Annotated in this window: 25 protein-coding genes; 17 read left to right on the forward strand and 8 right to left on the reverse strand. The window is 38.1% G+C overall.

Features of this window, described 5'->3' with window-relative positions; genetic code table 11:
• Nucleotides 1–123: 123 nt before the first annotated feature.
• From metX to larE, 3 genes are all read right to left on the reverse strand, one after another.
• On the reverse strand, nt 124–1,632 hold the full coding sequence (metX, locus tag AMET1_RS01915; RefSeq protein WP_086636798.1) for a homoserine O-acetyltransferase MetX: 1,509 nt from the start codon (nt 1,630–1,632) through the stop codon (nt 124–126).
• 2 nt (nt 1,633–1,634) lie between these two features.
• Nucleotides 1,635–2,933, reverse strand: coding sequence for an O-acetylhomoserine aminocarboxypropyltransferase/cysteine synthase family protein (locus AMET1_RS01920; protein WP_086637363.1), 1,299 nt, complete (start codon nt 2,931–2,933; stop codon nt 1,635–1,637).
• A 136-nt stretch (nt 2,934–3,069) separates the two neighbouring features.
• A complete protein-coding gene (gene larE, locus AMET1_RS01925) occupies nt 3,070–3,852 on the reverse strand; it encodes an ATP-dependent sacrificial sulfur transferase LarE (RefSeq protein WP_161490716.1) in 783 nt (260 codons plus the stop codon).
• Nucleotides 3,853–4,011: 159 nt separating this feature from the next.
• On the opposite strand from larE, the gene mobA reads away from it, so the two are divergent.
• The 14 genes from mobA to AMET1_RS01995 all read left to right on the forward strand — a co-directional run bounded on the left by mobA (nt 4,012) and on the right by AMET1_RS01995 (nt 14,722).
• Nucleotides 4,012–4,608 (forward strand): molybdenum cofactor guanylyltransferase, encoded by a 597-nt coding sequence (gene mobA / locus AMET1_RS01930; protein ID WP_086636800.1) that lies wholly within the window; start codon nt 4,012–4,014, stop codon nt 4,606–4,608.
• 165 nt (nt 4,609–4,773) lie between these two features.
• Nucleotides 4,774–5,622, forward strand: coding sequence for a DNA integrity scanning protein DisA nucleotide-binding domain protein (locus AMET1_RS01935; RefSeq protein ID WP_161490717.1), 849 nt, complete (start codon nt 4,774–4,776; stop codon nt 5,620–5,622).
• A 223-nt stretch (nt 5,623–5,845) separates the two neighbouring features.
• Nucleotides 5,846–7,048, forward strand: coding sequence for a methionine adenosyltransferase (locus AMET1_RS01940; RefSeq protein WP_086636802.1), 1,203 nt, complete (start codon nt 5,846–5,848; stop codon nt 7,046–7,048).
• A gap of 176 nt (nt 7,049–7,224) precedes the next feature.
• Nucleotides 7,225–7,659 carry an NUDIX domain-containing protein gene (locus AMET1_RS01945; protein ID WP_201721240.1) on the forward strand — a complete coding sequence of 145 codons (435 nt, stop codon included), beginning with the start codon at nt 7,225–7,227 and terminating at the stop codon, nt 7,657–7,659.
• Between the two features lie 2 nt (nt 7,660–7,661).
• Complete coding sequence (locus AMET1_RS01950; RefSeq protein WP_086636803.1) at nt 7,662–7,967, forward strand: transcription factor S; 306 nt, start codon at nt 7,662–7,664, stop codon at nt 7,965–7,967.
• 472 nt (nt 7,968–8,439) lie between these two features.
• Nucleotides 8,440–9,177: a proliferating cell nuclear antigen (pcna) gene (gene pcn, locus AMET1_RS01955; protein WP_086636804.1), complete on the forward strand. Its 738-nt coding sequence runs from the start codon at nt 8,440–8,442 to the stop codon at nt 9,175–9,177.
• 35 nt (nt 9,178–9,212) lie between these two features.
• The gene (locus AMET1_RS01960; protein ID WP_086636805.1) at nt 9,213–10,226 is read left to right on the forward strand and encodes a DNA primase large subunit PriL; all 1,014 of its coding nucleotides are present in this window, start codon (nt 9,213–9,215) and stop codon (nt 10,224–10,226) included.
• A gap of 48 nt (nt 10,227–10,274) precedes the next feature.
• Nucleotides 10,275–11,456, forward strand: coding sequence for a DNA primase catalytic subunit PriS (gene priS, locus AMET1_RS01965; protein ID WP_086636806.1), 1,182 nt, complete (start codon nt 10,275–10,277; stop codon nt 11,454–11,456).
• Nucleotides 11,450–12,115 (forward strand): hypothetical protein, encoded by a 666-nt coding sequence (locus tag AMET1_RS01970; protein ID WP_086636807.1) that lies wholly within the window; start codon nt 11,450–11,452, stop codon nt 12,113–12,115. Before priS ends, AMET1_RS01970 begins: the two co-directional genes overlap by 7 nt.
• Before the next feature lie 6 nt (nt 12,116–12,121).
• A complete protein-coding gene (locus AMET1_RS01975; RefSeq protein WP_086636808.1) occupies nt 12,122–12,397 on the forward strand; it encodes a 50S ribosomal protein L44e in 276 nt (91 codons plus the stop codon).
• A 4-nt stretch (nt 12,398–12,401) separates the two neighbouring features.
• Complete coding sequence (locus AMET1_RS01980) at nt 12,402–12,575, forward strand: 30S ribosomal protein S27e (RefSeq protein ID WP_086636809.1); 174 nt, start codon at nt 12,402–12,404, stop codon at nt 12,573–12,575.
• Entirely contained in the window at nt 12,568–13,374 is an 807-nt protein-coding gene (locus AMET1_RS01985; RefSeq protein ID WP_086636810.1) for a translation initiation factor IF-2 subunit alpha, read from the forward strand. Before AMET1_RS01980 ends, AMET1_RS01985 begins: the two co-directional genes overlap by 8 nt.
• A 2-nt stretch (nt 13,375–13,376) precedes the next feature.
• Nucleotides 13,377–14,141 (forward strand): proteasome assembly chaperone family protein, encoded by a 765-nt coding sequence (locus AMET1_RS01990; protein WP_086636811.1) that lies wholly within the window; start codon nt 13,377–13,379, stop codon nt 14,139–14,141.
• 29 nt (nt 14,142–14,170) lie between these two features.
• Nucleotides 14,171–14,722: a uracil-DNA glycosylase gene (locus tag AMET1_RS01995; RefSeq protein ID WP_086636812.1), complete on the forward strand. Its 552-nt coding sequence runs from the start codon at nt 14,171–14,173 to the stop codon at nt 14,720–14,722.
• Nucleotides 14,723–14,853: 131 nt separating this feature from the next.
• Here the strand turns inward: AMET1_RS01995 and AMET1_RS02000 are convergent, their stop codons facing one another.
• Complete coding sequence (locus AMET1_RS02000) at nt 14,854–15,054, reverse strand: hypothetical protein (protein ID WP_086636813.1); 201 nt, start codon at nt 15,052–15,054, stop codon at nt 14,854–14,856.
• A 208-nt stretch (nt 15,055–15,262) separates the two neighbouring features.
• Complete coding sequence (locus tag AMET1_RS02005) at nt 15,263–16,288, reverse strand: type II glyceraldehyde-3-phosphate dehydrogenase (protein ID WP_086636814.1); 1,026 nt, start codon at nt 16,286–16,288, stop codon at nt 15,263–15,265.
• A gap of 301 nt (nt 16,289–16,589) precedes the next feature.
• On the opposite strand from AMET1_RS02005, the gene AMET1_RS02010 reads away from it, so the two are divergent.
• Both AMET1_RS02010 and AMET1_RS02015 read left to right on the forward strand, forming a co-directional pair.
• Nucleotides 16,590–17,753, forward strand: coding sequence for an aminotransferase class V-fold PLP-dependent enzyme (locus AMET1_RS02010; protein WP_086636815.1), 1,164 nt, complete (start codon nt 16,590–16,592; stop codon nt 17,751–17,753).
• 21 nt (nt 17,754–17,774) lie between these two features.
• Nucleotides 17,775–17,978, forward strand: a complete 204-nt coding sequence (locus AMET1_RS02015) for a hypothetical protein (protein WP_086636816.1) — start codon at nt 17,775–17,777, stop codon at nt 17,976–17,978.
• Here AMET1_RS02015 and AMET1_RS02020 read toward each other — a convergent pair.
• Entirely contained in the window at nt 17,934–18,803 is an 870-nt protein-coding gene (locus AMET1_RS02020) for an IS5 family transposase (RefSeq protein ID WP_086637365.1), read from the reverse strand. The genes AMET1_RS02015 and AMET1_RS02020 overlap by 45 nt on opposite strands.
• A 91-nt stretch (nt 18,804–18,894) precedes the next feature.
• Between AMET1_RS02020 and AMET1_RS02025 the strand changes: the two genes are divergently transcribed.
• Nucleotides 18,895–19,383 (forward strand): GNAT family N-acetyltransferase, encoded by a 489-nt coding sequence (locus AMET1_RS02025; protein ID WP_086636817.1) that lies wholly within the window; start codon nt 18,895–18,897, stop codon nt 19,381–19,383.
• 105 nt (nt 19,384–19,488) lie between these two features.
• On the opposite strand, the gene AMET1_RS02030 is transcribed toward AMET1_RS02025, so the two are convergent.
• Both AMET1_RS02030 and AMET1_RS02035 read right to left on the reverse strand, forming a co-directional pair.
• Nucleotides 19,489–20,328 (reverse strand): thiamine pyrophosphate-dependent enzyme, encoded by an 840-nt coding sequence (locus AMET1_RS02030; RefSeq protein ID WP_086636818.1) that lies wholly within the window; start codon nt 20,326–20,328, stop codon nt 19,489–19,491.
• 2 nt (nt 20,329–20,330) lie between these two features.
• The gene (locus AMET1_RS02035; protein WP_161490718.1) at nt 20,331–22,007 is read right to left on the reverse strand and encodes a 2-oxoacid:acceptor oxidoreductase subunit alpha; all 1,677 of its coding nucleotides are present in this window, start codon (nt 22,005–22,007) and stop codon (nt 20,331–20,333) included.
• Nucleotides 22,008–22,105: the final 98 nt, after the last annotated feature.

Below are 22,105 nucleotides of genomic sequence, written 5' to 3' on the forward strand. Positions count from 1 at the left end.
GGCTTTTTGCTATAGGCTGTGTTTATTTTCTTTTTTTGTTTTGTTTTTATTTTTTGTGTTGTTTTTATGTTGTTTTGTGTAGTTTTAGTGATGTAGTTTTGTTTTTGATGGGGTTTGGTTTTTTTAGAGGTTTGTTTGGTTGTCTGTTTCTGGTGTTGGGGTGTCTTTTGTTATTAGTTGTGAGATTACGTCGCTTGAGATTGTTCCGATTACTTTTTGTTTTTTGTCGACTACTGGTAGTGCTGATATGTTGTGTTTTTTTATTTTGTTTATTACGCTTCTGATTGATTCGTTTGGGTTTGCTGTTACTACGTTGTTGGTCATTACGTCTTCTAGTTCTTTTAGGTCTTCTGATACTGCTTTTGCTATGTCCCAGGCTGTTATTATTCCTGCTATTTTTCCGTTTTGTGTGATTACTGGTAGGTGTGTTGAGTTGTTTTTCATCATTGTTTTTGATGCTTGTTTTATTGAGGTTTTTTTGTTGATTATTGGTGTTGTTTCTTCCATTACGTCGTTGACTGTTATTTTTCTTAGGAAGCTTGTTATTAGGTGTTTCATTTGTCCTGGTTCGAGTAGGAATGCGTCGTGTCCGTATGTTGATCTTAGTTCTGAGTAGGATACTTCTATGTCGTTTGCTTCTAGTGCTCGTACTATTTCTTTTGATTGGTATGGTGGGTATAGCCAGTCTGATGTTATTGCTATGACTAGGAATTTTGTTTTTACGTTTTTGAATGCGTTTGTTAGTTCGTTTTCTCCGTTTGTTAGGTCGAAGTAGTCTACTGCTCTTGTTAGGTATAGGTAGGAGTTTGCGTCGAATCTTTCGACGAATGTTTTGCCTTTGTATTTTAGGTAGCTTTCGACTTCGAAGTTTATGTCGAAGTCGTATGTGAATTCTTTTTTGTTTCTGAGTTTTCTTCCGAATTTTTTTTTCATTGATTCGTCGCTTAGGTATGTTATGTGTCCTACCATTCTTGCTAGTGCTAGTCCGTTTTTGGGTGGTTTTTTGTTGTAGTAGTTTCCGTTGTTCCAGTTAGGGTCTGACATTATTGCTCTTCGGCCTACTTCGTTGAATGCTATTTGTTGGGGGCTTGATTTAGCTGTTGTTGCTATTGGTATGCAGTATTTTACTTTGTTTGGGTATGTGACTGTCCATTGTAGTGCTTGCATTCCTCCTAGTGAGCCTCCGGCTACGGCTAGGAGTTTTTTGATTCCTAGGTTTTCTGTTAGTTTTTTTTGGACTTTGACCATGTCTTTGATTGTTACTACTGGGAAGTCGGTTCCGTATGGTTTTCCGGTTTCTGGGTTTGTTGATGGGGGGCCTGTTGTTCCTTTGCATCCTCCGAGTACGTTGGAGCATATAATGTAGTATTTTTCTGTGTCGAATGTTTTGCCTGGACCGATCATGTTGTCCCACCATCCGGGTTTTGTGTCTCCGGGGTGGTATCCGGCTGCGTGTGCGTCTGCTGTTAGTGGGTGGCATATGAGTATGGCGTTTGTTTTTTCTTCGTTTAGGTTTCCGTATGTTTCGTATGATATGTTGATTGGACCGAATTTTTTTCCGCTTTCTAGTTTTATTTTTCTGTTTATTTTGTGGTTTTTTGTTTCGACGATTCCTACAGACCCTTGTTTCATTTTTATGCCTCGTTTAGTGCGTTTGATATGTCGTTTATTATGTCGTTTTGGTTTTCAATTCCTATAGATAGTCTTATGAAGTCTTCTGTTACTCCGCCTTCTTTTCGTTGTTTTGGTGTTAGTTGGGAGTGGGTTGTTGTCCATGGGTGTATTGCTAGTGATTTTGCATCTCCTACGTTTGCGAGGTGTGAGAATAGTTGTAGGGATTCTATGAATTTTTTTCCTGCTTTTGCTCCGCCTTTTATTCCGAATCCTATCATTCCGCCGTATCCGTTTTGTAGGTATTTTTTGGCTTGTTTGTGTGTTGGGTGGTTTTTGAGTCCTGGGTATGCGACCCATTTTACTTTGGGGTGGTCTTGTAGATATTCTGCGGTTGCTTGGGCGTTTTGTGAGTGTTTTTCCATTCTTAGGTGTAGTGTTTCGAGTCCTTGTAGTAGTAGGAATGCGTTGAATGGGCTTATGCAGGATCCGAAGTCTCTTAGGTATCTGCTTTTTAGTTTTGTTATGTAGGCGTTTTCTTTGTATTCGTTCCAGTAGTTTAGTCCGCCTCTATAGCTGGGGTCGGTGTCTGTGATTGCGGGGTAGTTTCCTTTTGGCCATTTGAAGTTTCCGGAGTCTATTACTGCTCCGCCTAGTACTGTTCCGTGTCCTCCTATCCATTTGGTTGCTGAGTGTGTTACTATGTGGCATCCGTGGTTTATTGGTTGGCATAGGTATGGTGTGGCGAATGTGTTGTCTATTATTAGTGGTATGTTGTTTTCTTCTGCGATTTTGGCTGTTTTTTCGATGTCTAGTACGTTTAGTTTTGGGTTTCCGATTGTTTCGGCGAAGATTGCTTTTGTGTTTTTGTCGGTTTTTTCTTGGATTTTTTGTGGGTCTGGGTCTGTCCAATCGACTTTTATGTTGAATTTTTTGGGTAGTGTTTGGTCGAAGAGTGTTACTGTTCCTCCGTATAGTGTTTTTGTTGCTAGTATTTTGTCTCCGGTTTCTAGGAATGTGAGTAGTGCTAGTGTGTTTGCGGCCATTCCGCTTGCTGTGGAGGCTGCTTGTATTCCGTTTTCGAGTTCTGTCATTCTTTGTTCGAATGCTTCGTAGGTTGGGTTTGTGAATCGGCTGTATATTTGGCCTGGGAATTCTGGTGGTTTTATTGCGAAGAGGTCTGCGGCTTGTTTTGAGTTTTTGAAGTTGTAGGCTACTGTTGGGTGTATTGGGGTTTGGCAGGATCTTCCGGGTTGACTTGCTTCTCTTCCTGAGTGGATTGTTTTTGTCTCGATTTGGTATTCTTTTTGTTTTTTTGGCATTTTTGTTTCTCCTTGTTGGGTGGTAAACACAATAGAATTACTCTACCTTATAGCTTACCTATATCTATATTACTGTGGGTAATTTTATTTGGTTTTTTACAAGATTCACTATAGGTTTATAGCGACAACCATTCCATCACCTAACCAACTTATCCATACTACCCGAACTATAGCCAGCCATATCCAGAGTTACATAATCAAAACCAATCTCCTTCAAACGACTATCAACCTCATCCATAACCTCAACATCAAGATCCCTGTTCTCCCGTGAAAACTCAATCCTAGCTATCCCATCATGATCCCGAACCCTAACCTGCTCAAAACCAATCTCCTTCAAAAAAACCTCAGCCTCCTCGATACGATTCAAACGCTCAATAGAGATCTCACTTCCATAAGGAATCCGAGTTGCTAGACACGACATAGAAGGACGGTCACTGTTAGGAAGACCAAGCTCACTCGCAATAATCCTCACCTGATCCTTATCCAAACCCTGCTCCGCAAGGGGTGAAAAAACACCGAACTCCTCTAAAGCTCTGGCTCCAGGCCTATCCTTCTGAAAATCAGAAGCAGTGGTACCATCAACAACAGATTCAAAACCACGTTCAGACGCGATATCAAACAAACAACCCATAATCTCTTTTTTACAGATATAACAACGCTCAACAGGGTTCTCCCGGAACTCAGGAATATCCAATAATTCTAGTTCAACGACCTCATGTTCGATTCCAATCTCGCCTGCCACATCGACAGCATAATCAATCTCAGAATCAGAGAAAACTTCAGAACGAACCGTCACAGCCAACGAATCCCCGTCCAATGTCTCGTCAGCTAAACTAGCGACAACAGAACTATCTACGCCACCAGAAAAAGCAACGACAACACCATCCCTACTTTCCAACTCACTTAAGAGTTGATCCATAACCACAGATGTATCGAACATAAATAGATATAGTCATGAATCATCAATAAATGGTAGGCCTAACCCCACCCCAACACAAAAAAAAACAAACCAAAAAACAATGAGAAAGAAACAATAGGCTCGACATAAATTCATATTTATGAGACACCGGGCGATCACATGAGGTCTGCCATAATACTAGCCGGAGGAAACAGCACAAGGTTCGGTAGCGACAAAGCACTATACGAACTAAATGGAAAAATAATGATACGACACGTTGCCCAAAAACTAACAGAAACATCAGACAAAATCATAGCCGTCGCCAAAGACGAAGCACAAGGCGAAATAATCATGGCCAAAGTACCCGAAATAGACGAAATAACATACGACCCAATAAAAAACTACGGACCCGTAGCAGGCATATTCGCCGGCCTCAAAACAATAAATAAAGGTAAAGCAATAGTATCAGGCTGCGACATGCCATACATCAAACCAGAACTAACCAACTACCTATACAACAAAACAGAAAACTACGACGCAGCCGTAATAAAAAACAAAAAAGGATACATAGAGTTCCTTCCAACCGCAATAAAAATCAAACCCGGACGTAAAGCAACCAAACACGCCTTAAAACAAGGCGACCGCAGAATACTAAACATCCTAAACAGACTAAAAGTCAACTACATACCAATAAACAAAATCGAAAAAATAGACCCAGAACTAAAAACATTCCAAGACATAAACAAAATCAAAGACATAAACCAACCAACCTGCTAAAAACAAACAAAAACACAGCAATCCAAAAACCAAAAACAAAACCTTAAATTAAAATAACAAAACATACACATACATCCAACAAAAAAATAAAAACAAATTCAACTAAATCCAACTTAGATTTGATTTGATTTGATTTGATTTGATTTGATGGTGTTGGTGGGAGAGATGGAGAAAGAGATTATTAATAAATCGGTTGAGATTGCTAATGAGCTTGGAGCTTCGGCTTTGATCGTTGTTGTTGGAGATCGTGACATTACTGGTTTGCTTGATGATGAGTATGATTTTTCGGTTTTTATTGTTACTTCTCATGAGAGTAAGTATTCTGGTGAGCATGAGGAGTTTAAGATTACGACTGAAGGGGGTACTCAGAACTTCTCTAGGCAGTTGAATGAAGCGGTTGTTCATGCTTATATGAAGGGTAAGATTGAGATTGGTGACACGATTATCGGTGTTGGTAGTGTTAATGAGGATGCTGTTGGTATGTTGGTTTATAAGGTTTCTGAGCACCCTATTTTTGAAAGTGTTTCTCAGGGTACTTCTCAAGTTGATACCGATATTGTTAAGACTGTTATCAATCTTGCAGTTAAAATTGGTAGTGAGGGTAGGGAAGGTAAGGCGATTGGAACTGGGTTTATTATAGGCGATATTGACAATGTTCTTGAGAAGTCGCATCAGATTCTTATAAATCCCTATAAATGCCAGGATGATGAGGTTAGGGATGTTCGGAATCATGATAACTGGGAGAATATAAAGGAGATATCTCAGGTTGATGGTGTGTTTCTTATAGATGATGAAGGTTTGATTAGGTCTGCTGGAAGATATCTTGATATACATGGAAAGGATATTGAGTTGAAAAAAGGTTTAGGTGCTAGGCATATAGCTTGTGCCGGTATAACTAAAGAGACGGATGCTATAGCTGTTTCTGTTGCGAAAAGCGGTGGAGTTGTGAGGATGTTTAAAGATGGTGAGATTATCGGTGAGATAGAGCCGACGGTTAGGATACTACCGGTCTGAAAATTCGGTATACATTAAAAATAAAGAACCCAATAACCATGCCTAATAAAAAATAACTATGAGTAATAGGTTTGTTTTTATAATAATAAAAATAATATACCCGCTACCCCAATAACTAACCGAACAAACAACAAAAACCAATAACCCAAGGTAATTTTTTATCAATAAAAAGAATTATTTCTATAATCAATCAAAACCTGATTCTACGATTGGAGGTAATTTAGTGAGCCAGAATAAAAAGAACATCAATGTTGAAAACGTACTTAAAACACCGGTTGAAGATCAAAAAGTCGAGTTAGTTGAAAGAAAAGGAATAGGCCATCCAGACACAATAGCAGACGGCCTAGCAGAAACAGTTTCACAAGCACTCTCCCAAGAATACCTAAATAGATATGGAGAGGTAATGCACCACAACACAGATGAAACACAAATCGCTGCAGGGAGCTCCTGCCCAAAAATTGGAGGCGGCGAAGTAATAAAACCAATATACATACTACTGGTAGGTAGAGCAACAACCTCCATTGGGGACGAACAGTTCCCAGCTGAAAAAATAGCTCTAAAAGCCGCAAGAAAATACCTAAAAGAACATTTCAACCACCTAGACACAGAAGGAGACATAATAATCGACAGCAAACTAGGTCAAAGCTCAGCCGAACTAAGAGAAGTATTCGAAAGAGACAGCATACCAAAATCAAACGACACATCCTTCGGAGTAGGATACGCACCATTCTCAGAAACAGAAAAACTGGTCTACCAAACAGAAAGATATCTATACAACCTAAGAAACGAAATCCCAGCAATCGGAGAAGACATAAAAGTAATGGGATTAAGAAACAACGAAACAATCTCACTAACAATAGCCCAAGCAACAGTCTCAAGCGAACTAGACGACATAGACCACTACAAAAACATACTCAACGAAATAAAAAACAATGTACACGACATGGCAGTTAAAAAAACAGAAATACCAATAGAAATAGACATAAACAAAGCAGACAACATCGAAAAAGGAAATATCTACCAAACAGTAACAGGAACAAGCGCAGAGATGGGAGACGACGGATCAGTAGGAAGAGGAAACAGATCAAACGGACTAATAACACCAAACAGACCAATGAGCATAGAAGCAACAAGCGGCAAAAACCCAGTATCCCATATAGGCAAAATATACAACATCCTATCAACAGAAATAGCAAACCAAATCAGCAACGAAGTAGACGAAATACGAGAAGTATACGTAAGACTACTATCACAAATCGGACAACCAATAAACGAACCAAAATGCGTAAGCGTACAAACAATACCACACAAAGGAGAAAACATAAAACAAATACAACCAACTATAGAATCAATAGTAGAAGACAAACTCGATAACATAAACAAAATATCAAAAAAAGTAATCAACGGCGAAATAAAAACATTCTAAAAACCAAAAAACCTCCAATCGACACTCCCTCCAAAACAAAAAAACATGGAGGGAGAACAAAAAACAATACCTTAAATAAACCCCAAAACCACACAAAAAACAAAACATTACTATAAACAAAATCCACCAAAGTTAAACTTATAAAGAACCATTATCAACCAGATCGGTGGCAAATTTTGATTGAATGTATATGCAATGGCAAACACAAGGTACCAGCCCTTGCAGTAGACATAATTATAACCAACACAAAAAACAACCCAAACAAGGTAGTTCTAATTAAAAGAGCCAGTGAACCATACAAAAACAGTTGGGCGATTCCAGGCGGATTCATAAAACACGGAGAAACCATCAAAGAAGCCGGCTATAGAGAAGCATTAGAAGAAACAGGCCTCAAAATAAAAAACAAAAAAATAAATAGAGTCTACTCCAAACCAGATAGAGACCCAAGAGGCCACGTAATATCTATAGTAGTAACAGGAACTGCAAAAGGAAAACCCAAAGCCGACACAGACGCAAAAACAGCAAAATGGTTCAAAACCAACAACCTACCAAAACTAGCATTCGACCACCAAAAAATAATAAATGATCACTTAAAAACAGGAGGCAATTAAATATGGAGTTCTGTTCAGAATGCGGAAGTATGATGATGCCCGAAGAAGGCTTCTTCAAATGTAGAGACTGCGACGTAGTTATAGAAATAAAAGAAGACTACACATACACCGAAAACCAAGAAGACAACGAAATACCAGTAATCGAAGACGGAAACGCAAACGTACTACCAACAATCGAAGAAGAATGTCCAGAATGTGGACACAACAAAGCAGGTTGGTGGCTAAGACAACTACGAAGCGCAGACGAATCAGAAACACGATTCTTCAGATGCCTAGAATGTCAATTCACATGGAGAGAATACGACTAACAAAACCAAACAACAAATATAAACCAAAACCTAAACCATTTAAATAAAAAATTAAATCAAATTAAATAAATCGGTTTAACTTAAACCAAATCTAACTAAACTGAATAATTAATTATTTAGTTATATACCTATTCGGAGCAGGTTGAACCTATATATTTTTATTGAAGGAAAAAAAGCTTGATAGTTAAATTTAAAGCTTGATGGTAAAATATAAAAATCGATAGACGTAATTTTTGGTGTAGCAAAAGACATCTGTTTGGTCAAAACATCTATACAGGGCAATATAACACGGTAGAACGGGTTTAGGTGAAGTAGGTCAGGCAGGTATTTTATAAACCATTTTGAAAGTAGAGTACAAAGGTATTGGTGTTGTGGCAACGCCGCAGAGAAATGACTGGAATCAAAAAGGTTCTCTGAAACCCCCTGTTTTTTTAGAACAGGGAGGATGTCAAGAGTATGGCTGGTGTAATTAATGGCATTTAAAGCAAGCATAAAAACAGGGAAACTTAAGGAATCACTAGATGCAGTTGGAAGACTGGTGGACGAAATAAAACTGAACATCACAGAAGAGGGATTGAATACGAAAGCAGTGGATCCAGCGAACGTCGCTATGGCTCTATTAACAATTCCCGAAGACGAATTCGAGTCTTACAACTATACAGAAGATATGACGATAGGTATCGATCTAAACAGAATAGACGATATACTATCACTCGCTTCAAACGAAGACATACTGAAAATAGAGACTGAAGAAGGATCGATGATGAACATTCAAGTAAGTGGATTCGAATACAACATATCACTAATTGATCCATCAACTATAAGAAAGGAACCAAACATACCCGACCTCGAACTTCCAGCAGAAATAGTGTTAAATGGACAGAGAATACAGAGAGCGATTAAAGCAACTGAAAAAATAAGCGACTACATCGTATTGTCAACCGAAGACAACTCACTGATAATAACTGGAGAAGGAGACACCGACAGCGTTAAAATAGACCTAACAGAAGACGACCTAATAAAAATCGATTCAACAGAAAACGCGAGATCACTATTCAGCCTAGACTACCTATCAGACATGAGCAAATCAATACAAAAAGCACCTGAAGTAACCATGCATCTAGGTACCGACTACCCAATCATGTTCAAATTCAATATAGCCGGAAGCAACATAGAATACCTACTAGCCCCAAGAATCGAGTCAGACTAAAAAACCGCTGAAAAAGCGGAGGATCCAAAGAAAAGATGGAGGAAAGGCTCGCGAAATACCCATTCCTCCCTGAAGCACAAGAATACGTCAGGGAGGCTGGTTTCGACATAAACAGCCTAATCGAAAAACCAGCCTACAGTAGCGAACGCCAATACGCAGTGAAAAGAATAAAAAACGCGATAAACAACAACCACCAACCCAAAACAACAGAAAACCACATAGAACTACTTTCATACCCCATATCAAGACTTATAGTAAGCTGCATAAACGACCACTACCTCACAAACAAAATAGCACTCCACGAGTCCAAGAAATTCCACAAAAGACTAAAAACCGAAAACAACGAAACAATCAAACAGATAGCACAAGCTCTAAACATCAAAACACAACAACTGCAAAACAAAAAAAAATACAAAATACACTTCACAGACTACCTAAAACAAACACAGAAAATCAACGAAAAAAAATGGAAACTAATAAACCAACAAATAAAAAAAGGCAACGTAACACTCAACAAAAAAGACTTCACACGACTCCTCCAAGAATCAATAAGAACAAAAATACTAAAAGAACTCCCCCTCAACGTACCAGAAAAAATATGCCAAAACCTAAAAAAACAAACCAAAGAAATAGAAAAAAACCTACAAAAAAAGAAAAACCAAATCACAATAAACAAAAACCTACCAATAAAAGAAAAAAACTACCCCCCTTGCATACAAAACCTAATAACACGCACAAAAAAAGGAGAAAACCTCTCACACACAGATAGATTCACATTAGTATCCTTCTTAATCAACATCGGAATGACCCCCAAGGAAGTACTAAACGTATTCAAAACCTCACCAGACTACGACGAAGAAAGAACAAGATACCAAGTACAACACATAGCAGGAAGAGAAAAAACAAAAGAATACACACCCCCCTCATGCAAAACAATGAAAACATACAACATCTGTCCAGAACCCAAAGGAATGTGCGAAAAAGTATCACACCCATTAGGATACTACAGATGGAAAACAAAAACCAACAAACAAAAAAACAACGACTAACAAAACACAACCAAACCAAAAGATAGCCAACCAAAAAATGTGGAAAAAATGAGAATAAGAACAAAAAAATACCTCAAAGAAAACTTCAAAAAATACTACACAAACCCAAACCTACACATACCACCACAACAAAAAAACCGCGAATGGGGATTCATACACTTCGACAAAAGATATCCAAAAGAAATCTCAATGAAAAGACACAGAGCATTCAACAACCAACAAGAAATAAAACAATACCTACAGACAACAGCACCCGCACACACATACTACTCCTCAGCAATATACAAAACACCAAACGCCACCACAATGGACAAAAAACAATGGGAAGGAGCCGACCTAATATTCGACCTAGACGCCGACTACATAGCAAACCCAAAACAAACATACAAAGAAATGCTACACGAAGTAAAAAAAGAAGCAGACAAACTAATAAACCAATTTCTAATAAACGACCTCGGATTCAACCCCAAAAAAATACAACTAGTTTTCTCAGGAGGACGTGGCTACCACATACATGTCTACGACAAAAAAATAAAAACACTAGGAAGCAATGAAAGACGAGAAATAATCGACTACATCTCAGGAAAAGGCCTTTCACCAATTAAAGAAGGAAGCGACATCCAAGACGAAGTAGTCATAGAATACCTCAAACTAAAAAAACACGGAAACAACTGGGACAAAAAAATAACAAACTGGATCTACCAAGAACTACCAAAAAAACTACAAAACAAAACAAAAGAAAACGCAATAAAATACCTCAAACAACTAAACGGAGTTGGAGAAAAAAAAGCAGAAAGACTATATAAATTCTTCACAGACCCAGAACGAGTGCAAAGAGCCAGAAAAACAAAAAACCTAGACATGGTGCGAGGCGTAAAAAAAGACGTATGGACACAAATAATAGACATAGCAATAAAAAAACACAGCGTAAACGCCGACGAACCAGTCACAAGCGATATAAAACGCCTAATAAGACTCCCAGGATCCCTACATGGAGGCACAGGCCTACAAGTAAAACCCATAGACAAACAAAAAATAAATGAATTCGAACCACTCAACGACGCCGTAATATTCAACGACCAACCAGTCAAAATAAAACCCAAAAAAGACTACCAAATAACAATCAAAAACAAAAAAACCCAGATAACCAAAGACACAATACAAGAAATCCCAAAACACACCGCCATCTTCCTAGCAGGAAGAGGAATAGCAGAGGTGGAAGGATGGTAGACTTCGACAAACTAAGAGAAATACAACAAGAAGAAAACAGAAAAAAAGAACTACTACAACTAAACAAAAACTTCTACAAAAACACCGGCAAATACCTAAAAGACCTACAAGACGAAATACAACGACAAGACGGTAAAGCCGAACTAATACTACGAGACGAATACGACAGCGCAATAAAAGTCATAGAAAACATATTCCACCGAAGAATAGGAAAAATAATCTCACTATCAACAAGACACATCCAAAACGAAAAAACAGACACAAAAAAAATGCTACCAATCGAAAAACAAATATACAACAAACTCTGCAACGACCTACAAACAACCAAAAACAAAGTAATGACACAAATCAAACCAACAAAACCAACAAAAAAACAACCAAAACAAACCGAAAACCTAGAAAGTGATCTAGAAAACGAAGAAGAAAAAAATGAAAACAGAGAAAATAAAACGGATATGGATAGTGAAGAACCGTCGAAAACTTTTAATAATTCACAACACCCATATACTGTAGTTAGGATAATAGATAATTTTCCGAGGTTTGTTTCTTCGGACCATAGGACACATCAACTTTCAAAAGAAGATATAGTCTATATTCCAAATAATGATGCAAAAGTCCTGGTGGAACGAAAAATAGCTAAAAAAATAGAAACAAGGTGAATAATTATGAAGATGCCTAGAAGAATCAGAACTCACTGCCCGTTCTGCAATAGCCATGAAGAACACGAAATAGAAAAAGTTAGAAAAGGGAAAGCAAGCGAGATGAAGTGGGGACAGAGACAGTTTAGAAGAGTAACAAGCGGTTATAGAGGATATCCAAGGCCACTACCAGTTGGAGATAAACCAACAAAAAAAGTCGACCTTAGATACCGCTGCACAGAATGTAACAAATCACACACCAGAGAAGGATTCCGTACATCCAGACTCGAACTAGAGGGATAAAAAAATGAAAAAAAGAAGTAGATTTATAGAAGTTAAATGCAAAGATTGTGAAAACCAACAGGTAATATTCAACAAAGTATCAAACGACGTAGAATGCAGGATTTGTGGTCGAACCCTTGCAAAACCCACCGGAGGACTAGCCGAACTAAAATCAAAGGTGGTAGACGAGGTTGACTAAAAAACAAAAATCATATCCAGAAGTAGGCGAGCTCGTAGTCTGCAGGGTATCAAACGTAGTAGACTTCGGAGCATTTGTCGAGCTAGAAGAATACGGACAGAAAGAAGGGTTAATACACATATCAGAACTCGCCTCCGGATGGATCAAACACGTAAAAGACCACGTACAAGAAGACCAGAAAGTAGTCTGCAAAGTACTCGAAGTAAACCCACAAAAACAACAAATAAACCTATCACTAAAAGACGTCAACGAACACCAAAAAAGACAGAAAATACAGGAATGGAAAAACGAACAAAAAGCAGACAGATGGCTTGAATTCGTCGCCGAAAAAATGGATTCAGACGTAGAAACAGTAAACGAAGAGATAACAAACAAAGTAATCGATGACTACGGAGGCCTAATGCACGCAGTATTCGAAGACGTAGCACTAGAAGGAACCACTCCCCTAATAGAACAAGGAGTTAAAAAAGAATGGGCCGAAACCTTCGAAGAAATAGCAGAAGAAAACGTCGAAATACCATACGTCGACATAACCGGATATCTAGAACTAAAATCCAGAAACTCAAACGGCGTCGAAAAAATCAAAAAATCCCTCAAAGAAGGCAGTAAAATAGAAAAAGACAACGCCAAAATCAAAATAAGCTACGTAGGTGCTCCATACTACCGAATAAGAATAAACGCTACAGACTACAAAACAGCAGAAGCAATACTAGAAGAAGTATCAAACAGAGTACTCAAAAAAATGGAACAACAAGGCGGAGAAGGCCAGTTCCACAGAAACATAGAGGAGGCAGAATAAAAATGAAAACCAAAGTAAACTACCTAAAAGAAATCAACCTAGACAACCCAATACTAATAGAAGGACTACCAGGAGTCGGCCACATCGGAAAACTCGCAGCAGAACACCTCATAGACGAACTTGACGCAGAAAAAACAGCCGAAATATTCTCACCACACCTACCACCACAAGTAATAGTCAACGACGACGGAGTAGCAAGACTGGTACGAATAGAAATATACACCGCTAAAATACAAGACCACGAAAACGACCTAATACTAGTAGTAGGAGACCACCAAAGCGTAGAAAACGCAGGACACTTCGAAATCGCAGAAAAAATCCTAGAAATCGCAGAACAAAACAACACACAAAAAATATACACAATCGGCGGACTCGCAACAGGCGAAATGTCCGACACACCAAAAATATACGGAGCAGTAAACGAACACTACCCCAAAAAAGAACTCACAGAAAAAGACGTAGTATTCGAACAAGGAAAACCAAAAGGCGGAATAATAGGCGCATCAGGCCTACTACTCGGAATAAAAACCAAAAAACAAATACCAGCAGCCTGCCTAATGGGAGAAACATCAGGATACATCGTAGACCCAGCAAGCGCCCAAAAAATACTAAGAACCATAAGCAAACTACTCAACATAGAAATCGACACAAAAGAACTCGAAGAAAGAGCAAATGAAATGGAAGAAGTAGTATCAAAAATAAAACAAAAACACCAAGAACAACAACAACCACAACCAACAGGCGACGACCTCCGATACATAGGATAAAAAACCCAAAACAAAAAAAGGGGTCAAACATGGAAATCAAAAACTGCAGAAAATGCCAACTACACAAAAACAGAACAAACATAGTAACAGGCCATGGCCCCACAAACGCCGAAACAATGCTAATAGGCGAAGCACCAGGAAAACAAGAAGACAAACAATCCAAACCATTCGTAGGCAAAGCAGGAAAAATACTAACACAAACACTAGAAAACACAGGAATACAAAAAAACAACCTATACATAACAAACGTAATAAAATGCCGACCACCCAAAAACAGAGACCCAAACAAAAAAGAAATGGAAGCCTGCAAACAACACCTACAAACACAAATCAAACAAATCAACCCCACATACATAATCTGCCTAGGAAGAATCGCCTCCAAACAACTAACAGGCAAAAACATAAAACTCAAAAACAAACACGGAACATTCCTACGAACAACCAAAGAATACGGAAAAAAGAAAGCCTACATAACATACCACCCAGCAGCAACAATATACAACAAAAAACTAAAACAAACAATAAAAAAAGACCTACAAAAATTCAAACAAATACAAACACTAGGCCAAACACAAAACTAAAAACAAAAACCAACCAAACAAAACCAACAAAAAATAAAATAAAATAAAATAAAATATAGTTTGTGTTTAAGAGAAATTTTTTAGTTTTCTCTTCTCTTTTTTGTTCTGTTTCTTTAGGTATATATTGATTTTTAACCGATTGTGATGGTTATTTTGAATAGATTTTGAGTTAGCAATATTAAGAATAACAATCCAACGATTATTTTGAAGTTGTTGTCTATATCTTTGAATATATAGCTCTTACCTAATGATCCTAAAACTCCATCTGCAAATATCAATGCAGAGAAAAATAAGACCAGTAAACTACCAAACAATGCAATAATATCTATCAAAACCACCTATCTAACGCATAATTAATTAAAAACATTATAACTTCCATATAAGGATTATATTCTATTTATAACTTTCTATAGTAGTTTTTAGACTAAAAAAATGATTAAAAAGTTTGATCGAAAAATAAATAAAAAAAGGAGTGGAGATAGGTTCTATCTTTCTTGGTAAAATTTATTTTTTTAGGGTTTTTTGGTGTTGGGTTTTTTATTATATCATTGGGTTTAGTTGTAGGTTTTTGTCTGTTTTTTGTATGGATTTTGTTGGGTTTTTTTCGAGTTTTGTCATTGCGCGGATTGCGTCTATGTTTTCTGGTACTACGTCGGATTCTTGGTGTACTGCTTGGAAGTAGTATAGTTCGTTGTTTTTGATGACTATTGATTCTTTCCAGACTGGTATTTCCCATACGTCGTTTCTTGGTCTGTTTGCGTCTCTTGCTAGTTCTATTATTTGGGCGGTTGATTCGATGCCATGTTCTTCGGTGACTAGGGTTACTCTTGGTGTTTCTTCGAGTGTTTTGATTATGTCTTCAGGTTTTGTGTTTTTGTTTTTGAGTTCTATGTTTATTGAGTGGAAGTGCATTATTGTTGTTGGTACTTTTACTGCTGTTGTATCGATTTCTATGTCTGGTATCACTGTCATTACGTCGGGGCCGTGGTGGCTTGGTACTTTCATTTTGGGTTTTATGGCGTTTATTGGTCCACGGTTGTCCTGTTTGGGGTCGCCTCCTCGCCTTATCATTGTGGCTCGGACTTTGTTGATTCCGTATTGTTTTTTGATTGGGTATAGTGTTCTGCATAAAGCGGTTGTGTTGCATGAGACGACTCTTGTTTGGTCTCGTCCATATGCTTCTTCGTAGTTCACTAGTGAGTTGAAGGAGAAATCAGCTACTTGATGGTCTTCTCCACCTTGGTATATCGCTTTGACTCCAGCTTTTTTATATAGTTCACTGTTTTTCGCTCCTACTCCACCGGGTGTGCAGTCAACTATTATGTCAGATTCGTCTATAAGGTCGTTTAGGTCTCCTTCTACATCCATTCCTTTGTCTCTGAACTCTGAAATCCTATCTGGTATTGCGCAATACAATGGGTATCCTCGATCTAAAGCTAGTTTGCTTTCATAGTTAGGAGATGTTTTTGAAACACCAACTATCTCCATGTCGTTTTGAAGTGAAACAGCATCAGCTATTCTTTTACCTATAGTTCCAAAACCATTTATTCCAACTTTACAATTCATGAAAAACCTCCAAAATACAGAAATCTCTTAAATACACAACAACTATTCGATTTTACATCAATTTAACTCTTTTTTACCTACAGAGGAATTAGAAACAACAATTGTATTCGATAACTAATATACCAGAAATAGTTTTGTCATGAAACTTAATTAATTACCTAAAAACACAAATAATTTTAAAAAAATTATGTTAAGTATTTGTTTGTTTAAAATTGGTTTGTTCAGAATGGGTTTGTTCAGAATGGCTGGATATCTTTATAAACCTAAACTGGTTGGTTTAAATATGAATGTGGTTTAAAAAATGAATATTAATGTTAGAGATAAATTTCCTTTAACCGAGAGGGTTGTGTATCTTGATAATGCTGCAACAAGTTTAACTCCGACACCCGTGTTGCAGGAGATGAATGGGTACTACAACGAGTATTGTGCAAATGTTGATCGTGGGGTTCATCATCTATCGAAACTTGCATCACATCGATATAAAGATGCTCACAAAAAAATCGGTGAGTTTATTGGCTGCAATGAAAACGAGGTTGTTTTAACAAAGAATACAACTGAGGCGATAAACCAGGTTGCCTGCGGCCTTGATTGGAGTAAAGGGGACCATGTTATCACAACTGTGATGGAGCATCACTCCAATTTTGTACCTTGGTTAAGGTTGAAGGAAAAAGGAGTTGAAGTAGACATAGTTGGTATAAAAAACGGTGCTGTGGATATCAACGAGGTTAGAGAAAAAATAAAATCCAAAACAAGGTTAATCGCTGTCTGTCATGCATCAAACGTCTTAGGAACAATAAATCCTATTGAAGAAATAGGAGAGATCTGTAGAGAAAACGATATCTATTATCTGGTTGATGGAGCTCAATCAACCCCTCACATACCAATAGACGTAGCTAAATATAACTGCGATTTTTTCTGTTTCTCTGGACATAAAATGCTAGGACCTACAGGAATCGGTGTTCTATATTGCAAACAACAACATCTTGATAAAATCAAACCACTTCTAGTTGGCGGTGGAAACGTCTCCAACGTCACCGAAAAAACATTTGATCTAAAAAAAGGACATAAAGGAATTGAAAGTGGAACACCACATATCGCCGGAGCTATCGGCCTAACCAAAGCAATCGAAATACTGAACAAAATAGGCCTTAAAAAAATCCAGAAACACGAACAAAAACTAAACAAAATACTAATCGAAGAACTCGCTGAAATAAACAGTATAGATATACTATATCCAGATATAGATCGGACAGGAGTAATATCATTCAACATAGAAGGACAAGACCCACACCAAACCGCAATACACCTAGACCAAAAAAACATAATCGTAAGGTCAGGAAACCACTGCTCACAACCATTAGTAGAACACCACAACTACAACAAAATACTCCGAACCTCAAACTACCTCTACAACACCGAACAAGAAATAAAAAAACTCACACAAACAATCAAAAAAACAATATAAAACCCCAACCCAAGTGAAAAAATGAACCAAACAACAAACCAAAAAAACATAAAAATTAGAAAAGCACGAGAAAGCGACGCAGAAAAAACCGCCCCACTAATACTAGACGCCTTCGATACCGAAAAAGAACTATTGGGTAAAACCAAAGAAGAAAGAATCAAAACTATTGAAAAAATGTGGCTATGTTGCAACCCTTTTGAGTTTGGTTGGTGTTTTAAGGTTTAATGGGGCGAGATAGTTTATTGTTTTTTCTATGTTTTGTACTAGGCATTTTACTGTTATTTCTCTGAACTGTTTCCACCATGATCTTGAGCTGACGTGGGAGCCGTACTTCCTCTTCAATGAGGAGTTCATACATTCGTTTATGTTTCTCCTCCCGTAGTCTTCAAGCTCCTTGTTAAGCTTTTTGTGCTCCTCTGTGAACTCCTTATATTTTATAACTGGTGTTACATTCTTCTCGAGGCATAGCTCTCTTAACTTTTGGTCGTCGTATCCCTTGTCCCCTAAAAGGACGTCTATAAGTTTGGAGTTTCTTCTAACGATCTGTGGAGCTATCTTTGTGTCATGCTTCCTTGTTGTCGTTACATGAAGGTCAACTATCGCTCCCTTTACATCTACGAGGAGCGTCGTCTTCAACGAACTTAACTTCATTTTGGTTCTCTCTGTGTAATGGCGTGATGCATAGCTTCTGTCGAACCCTGAGGCATCGATACCTGCAGCACCAGAAAGATCCAGCTTCTTTATGGACAATCTTAGGAGAGTTCTCCATATCTTCATCGAAAGTTTATTGAATGCTCTACAGAGTGTTGAAGGGTGAGGGATCTCGTCTAGGTTGAGTTCGCTTCTAATACGAATCATCTCTACAGCTTCGTCAGCAATCTCTCTATAGGTGTCCTCCTTCTTTATTTTTAGACAGATGAGGACAGCATGCTGCCTCAAACTGTAGTCTTTTCTTGAGTATTTGGAAGAATATCTTGGAACCTTTCTAGCTACCAAACATTTAATCTCTTCAACAAATCTGTAAAGCTCTGTCTCAGGAAGCTCATCCAAATCTAACTCCAACTGCAATTATCCCATCCCCAAACCTATTTCTTACCGAAAGTTCAAGTAAGTTCCGAAAAAGGTTGCAACAGAGCCAAAAATGTTCAAAAAACCCAAAAACCGCGTAACATACAAAAACACATACATAGCAGAAACAAACAACGAAACAGCCGGCGTACTAATCTCATTCCAAGGAAACAAACTATCCAAAAAAAACCGATACACATTCCTCCACCTAATATCCACAAAAAACCCAATCCAAATAATACGTACGATAATAATATACCTAAAACAAATCGACGAAAAAATCTCATTCGAAGAAGCAAAAAAAGACGAATACTACATAGCCTGCCTATCCGTACACCCAAAACACAGAAGAAAAGGCATAGCACAAAAACTACTCAACAAACACGAAAAACAAGCCAAACAAAACAACCTAACCAAAACATCACTCTGCGTACACGGAAAAAACAAACCAGCAATAAACCTCTACCTAAAACAAGGATACCAAATACAAAACAAAACAATAACAAACGGAATAAAACTAATAAGAATGACAAAAACACTAAACCAAACCAAAACAACCTAAAAACAACCAAAATAAGCTTGATTACAACCTTAATGAAACCTAAATATGTTTATTAGTTTTTATTGGCTGGGTTTTTATAGGTTTGTTTTGTGTCTGTGGGTTGGTTTAAATCATTTTTTGTAGTGTTTTGTCGACCTTTGTTTTTTTGTTGTTGGTTTTGTTTGGTTGGTTTAGGTTTTCTGTGTATGTTGGTTTTTTTTCTTGGTAGAATATGCCTATTGGTATTTGGTCGTTTTCGTAGTCTGCTTTTTTCCATGCTAGTTTTTTGTCTGTTGGGTCGTAGTTTTGTTGTTCGAGTTTGGTGATGTGTTCACTGTAGTGTTTCCATGTGTTGTAGAATGCGACGCATGGTTGCAGTATCTCTATAACTGAAAATCCTTTGTGGTTGATTGCTTGTTTTAATGTTTTTTTGAAGTGCTTACGTTCGCCTGGATAGCATCTAGCTATAAAGGTGGCTTTTGATCCTAGTAGTAGGTGGATTGGGTTTATCGGTTCTTCAGGGGAGCCTTTAGGTGTTGACTTGCCTTTGAATCCTTTTGGCGATGTAGGGGTGAATTGGCCTGTTGTTAGGGCATAGACTTTGTTGTTATGGATTAACATGGTTGCGTCCAGATTTCTTTTAGCATTGTGGATTAGGTGGCTGATTCCTTCGTTCAGTATGTCTCCATCTCCAGCGAAACCTATAACTGTTAGTTCTGGATTTGCAAGTTTGATACCATATAATAGGGGGGGTACCCTGCCATGTAGTCCATAAAACCCATTTAGATCTAGGTAGTCGAAGATTTTGGCGTGACAACCAATTCCAGTTGAAATAACAATATTTTCTTTCTTATATCCATTGTCGATTAGTTCTCCTAAGGCTTCTTTAACTCCTCTGAGTATGCCGAAATTACCACAGCCGGGACACCATGTATTTATGGCATCTGTATCTAACTCACTACTCAACTTTAGACACCTCCTAATTTTGTTTTAAGTTCTTTAGGTCTAAAAGGCCTCATATCATATTTGCAGAACACTTCATCGATCGATATACCTGTTTTTTCTGTGAACAGTGTTGCAAGCTGGCCTGTCGCATTAGTTTCTACACATACAAGAGTATCTATATCGTTACAAAGTTTTTTAAGTGTTTTTTTGGGAAATGGATTCATCAACACTGGCTGTACAACCATAAAATCTCTATCCAGTTGTTTTACAGCTTCTAAAACACTTCCTTTACTGCTTCCCCAAGTCAATACTGCGTGTCTAGATTCACCGTAAATATTAACACCGGTTTCTCCGGAAAGAAATTCTTTGATGGTGTTTTGTTTACGGAGCCGTTTGTCCTGCATATACTGGATTTGACCTGGTTTTTCGGTTGTTATTCCATGTTCATCGTGTTCATAACTTGTGTTTTTAACCACAACACCCTCTTCACCTGGGAAACAGAGTGGGGATATACCATTTTCCGTGTCTTTATAACGCATATAACCAACATCCTTGTTATAAGGAATATCTCTCTTATCCACCTCATCGGTAGGGAGGTTACAGGTAGTTCTAGATTCACAGAGCAATGCATCCATCAAAACCAATACAGGTGTCTGAAAACGCCAAGCCAGGTTCAATCCCAACCCACCATGCAAAAAACATTCATGGTGGTCCCCAGGAGCAAGTACAATACGTGGGAACTCCCCATGTGCCGCATTAACAACCGAAAGTAGATCTGATTGAGAACTATATGTCGGTACACCGGTTCCCGGACCAGCCCGCTGACCCACAACAACAAGCAATGGAGTCTCACTAATACCAGCAAGGGAAAAACCTTCATGCATCAAATCAAAACCCCCACCCGAAGTCCCAACCATAACCCTACCACCCGCATAAGCAGTTCCCAAAGCAGCGTTAACCACAGCAATCTCATTCTCAGGCTGAACAACCAATACACCCAACTCATCACCATGTTCAGCAAGGAAATGAAGAATAGATGTAGTTGGAGTCATAGGATAGCCAAAATAAAACTCAAGGCCACCAGAAACAGCACCAAGAGCAACAGCTTCATTACCCGATATCAAAGGCCTTGGACCGCCAACACTATCCAACCCAACATACCTATCAACCATCTCTCTACAATAACTAAATGCCTTCTCACCCACAACAACATTAACCTCAGCACGATCACCATAGACATCCTGCAAAACCTTCTCAAAATCATCGAAACTAAACCCAGTTAAATAAGCCAAAACACCAACACAACCAGTGTTGAACACAATTTCAGGAGCCTCAGCCTCCCTAACCCAACTAGAAACTGGTACGCGAACACAATCTACATCACCACAATCCAAATCAAAACCACTATCGACAACTGCAACCCCACCACTAACCACATCATCAACATGTTTTTCAAACGTATTCCTATCCAGACAAACCAACAAATCAACCTCACTAAACGTACAGCCAGCACTACCACCCTCACCATCACTAGAGATTTGGATCTCACAATAATTATGGCCACCGCGAATCAAAGAAGGATAGTCATTTCTAATAAAAACATTATATCCAGAACGACCAGCAAGACGACCATACACACCGGCAGCAGCTAAAACACCCTGTCCCGCTTCACCACCTAAAACAACAGACAAACCACTCATAAAAAACCACTCATAAATAAATGATATCAAATAAAACAATAAAAGCATTACCATCAAAAAAACTAGAATACAAACATAGAGAAAAAACTATATCAAAA

Source organism: Methanonatronarchaeum thermophilum (assembly GCF_002153915.1).
In the GTDB taxonomy this organism is placed as follows: domain Archaea; phylum Halobacteriota; class Methanonatronarchaeia; order Methanonatronarchaeales; family Methanonatronarchaeaceae; genus Methanonatronarchaeum; species Methanonatronarchaeum thermophilum.

Excerpts from the sequence above, each read along its gene's own strand:
- AMET1_RS01980 (WP_086636809.1), top strand. The coding sequence starts at position 12,402 with ATGAAAAAAAGAAGTAGATTTATAGAAGTTAAATGCAAAGATTGTGAA.
- AMET1_RS02035 (WP_161490718.1), bottom strand. The coding sequence starts at position 22,007 with ATGAGTGGTTTGTCTGTTGTTTTAGGTGGTGAAGCGGGACAGGGTGTT.
- pcn (WP_086636804.1), top strand. The coding sequence starts at position 8,440 with ATGGCATTTAAAGCAAGCATAAAAACAGGGAAACTTAAGGAATCACTA.
- mobA (WP_086636800.1), top strand. The coding sequence starts at position 4,012 with ATGAGGTCTGCCATAATACTAGCCGGAGGAAACAGCACAAGGTTCGGT.
- AMET1_RS01935 (WP_161490717.1), top strand. The coding sequence starts at position 4,774 with ATGGAGAAAGAGATTATTAATAAATCGGTTGAGATTGCTAATGAGCTT.
- AMET1_RS02010 (WP_086636815.1), top strand. The coding sequence starts at position 16,590 with ATGAATATTAATGTTAGAGATAAATTTCCTTTAACCGAGAGGGTTGTG.
- AMET1_RS02005 (WP_086636814.1), bottom strand. The coding sequence starts at position 16,288 with ATGAATTGTAAAGTTGGAATAAATGGTTTTGGAACTATAGGTAAAAGA.
- priS (WP_086636806.1), top strand. The coding sequence starts at position 10,275 with ATGAGAATAAGAACAAAAAAATACCTCAAAGAAAACTTCAAAAAATAC.
- AMET1_RS01990 (WP_086636811.1), top strand. The coding sequence starts at position 13,377 with ATGAAAACCAAAGTAAACTACCTAAAAGAAATCAACCTAGACAACCCA.
- AMET1_RS02025 (WP_086636817.1), top strand. The coding sequence starts at position 18,895 with ATGTTCAAAAAACCCAAAAACCGCGTAACATACAAAAACACATACATA.
- AMET1_RS02015 (WP_086636816.1), top strand. The coding sequence starts at position 17,775 with ATGAACCAAACAACAAACCAAAAAAACATAAAAATTAGAAAAGCACGA.
- AMET1_RS01995 (WP_086636812.1), top strand. The coding sequence starts at position 14,171 with ATGGAAATCAAAAACTGCAGAAAATGCCAACTACACAAAAACAGAACA.
- AMET1_RS01950 (WP_086636803.1), top strand. The coding sequence starts at position 7,662 with ATGGAGTTCTGTTCAGAATGCGGAAGTATGATGATGCCCGAAGAAGGC.
- AMET1_RS01920 (WP_086637363.1), bottom strand. The coding sequence starts at position 2,933 with ATGCCAAAAAAACAAAAAGAATACCAAATCGAGACAAAAACAATCCAC.
- metX (WP_086636798.1), bottom strand. The coding sequence starts at position 1,632 with ATGAAACAAGGGTCTGTAGGAATCGTCGAAACAAAAAACCACAAAATA.
- AMET1_RS01975 (WP_086636808.1), top strand. The coding sequence starts at position 12,122 with ATGAAGATGCCTAGAAGAATCAGAACTCACTGCCCGTTCTGCAATAGC.
- larE (WP_161490716.1), bottom strand. The coding sequence starts at position 3,852 with ATGGATCAACTCTTAAGTGAGTTGGAAAGTAGGGATGGTGTTGTCGTT.
- AMET1_RS01970 (WP_086636807.1), top strand. The coding sequence starts at position 11,450 with ATGGTAGACTTCGACAAACTAAGAGAAATACAACAAGAAGAAAACAGA.
- AMET1_RS01960 (WP_086636805.1), top strand. The coding sequence starts at position 9,213 with ATGGAGGAAAGGCTCGCGAAATACCCATTCCTCCCTGAAGCACAAGAA.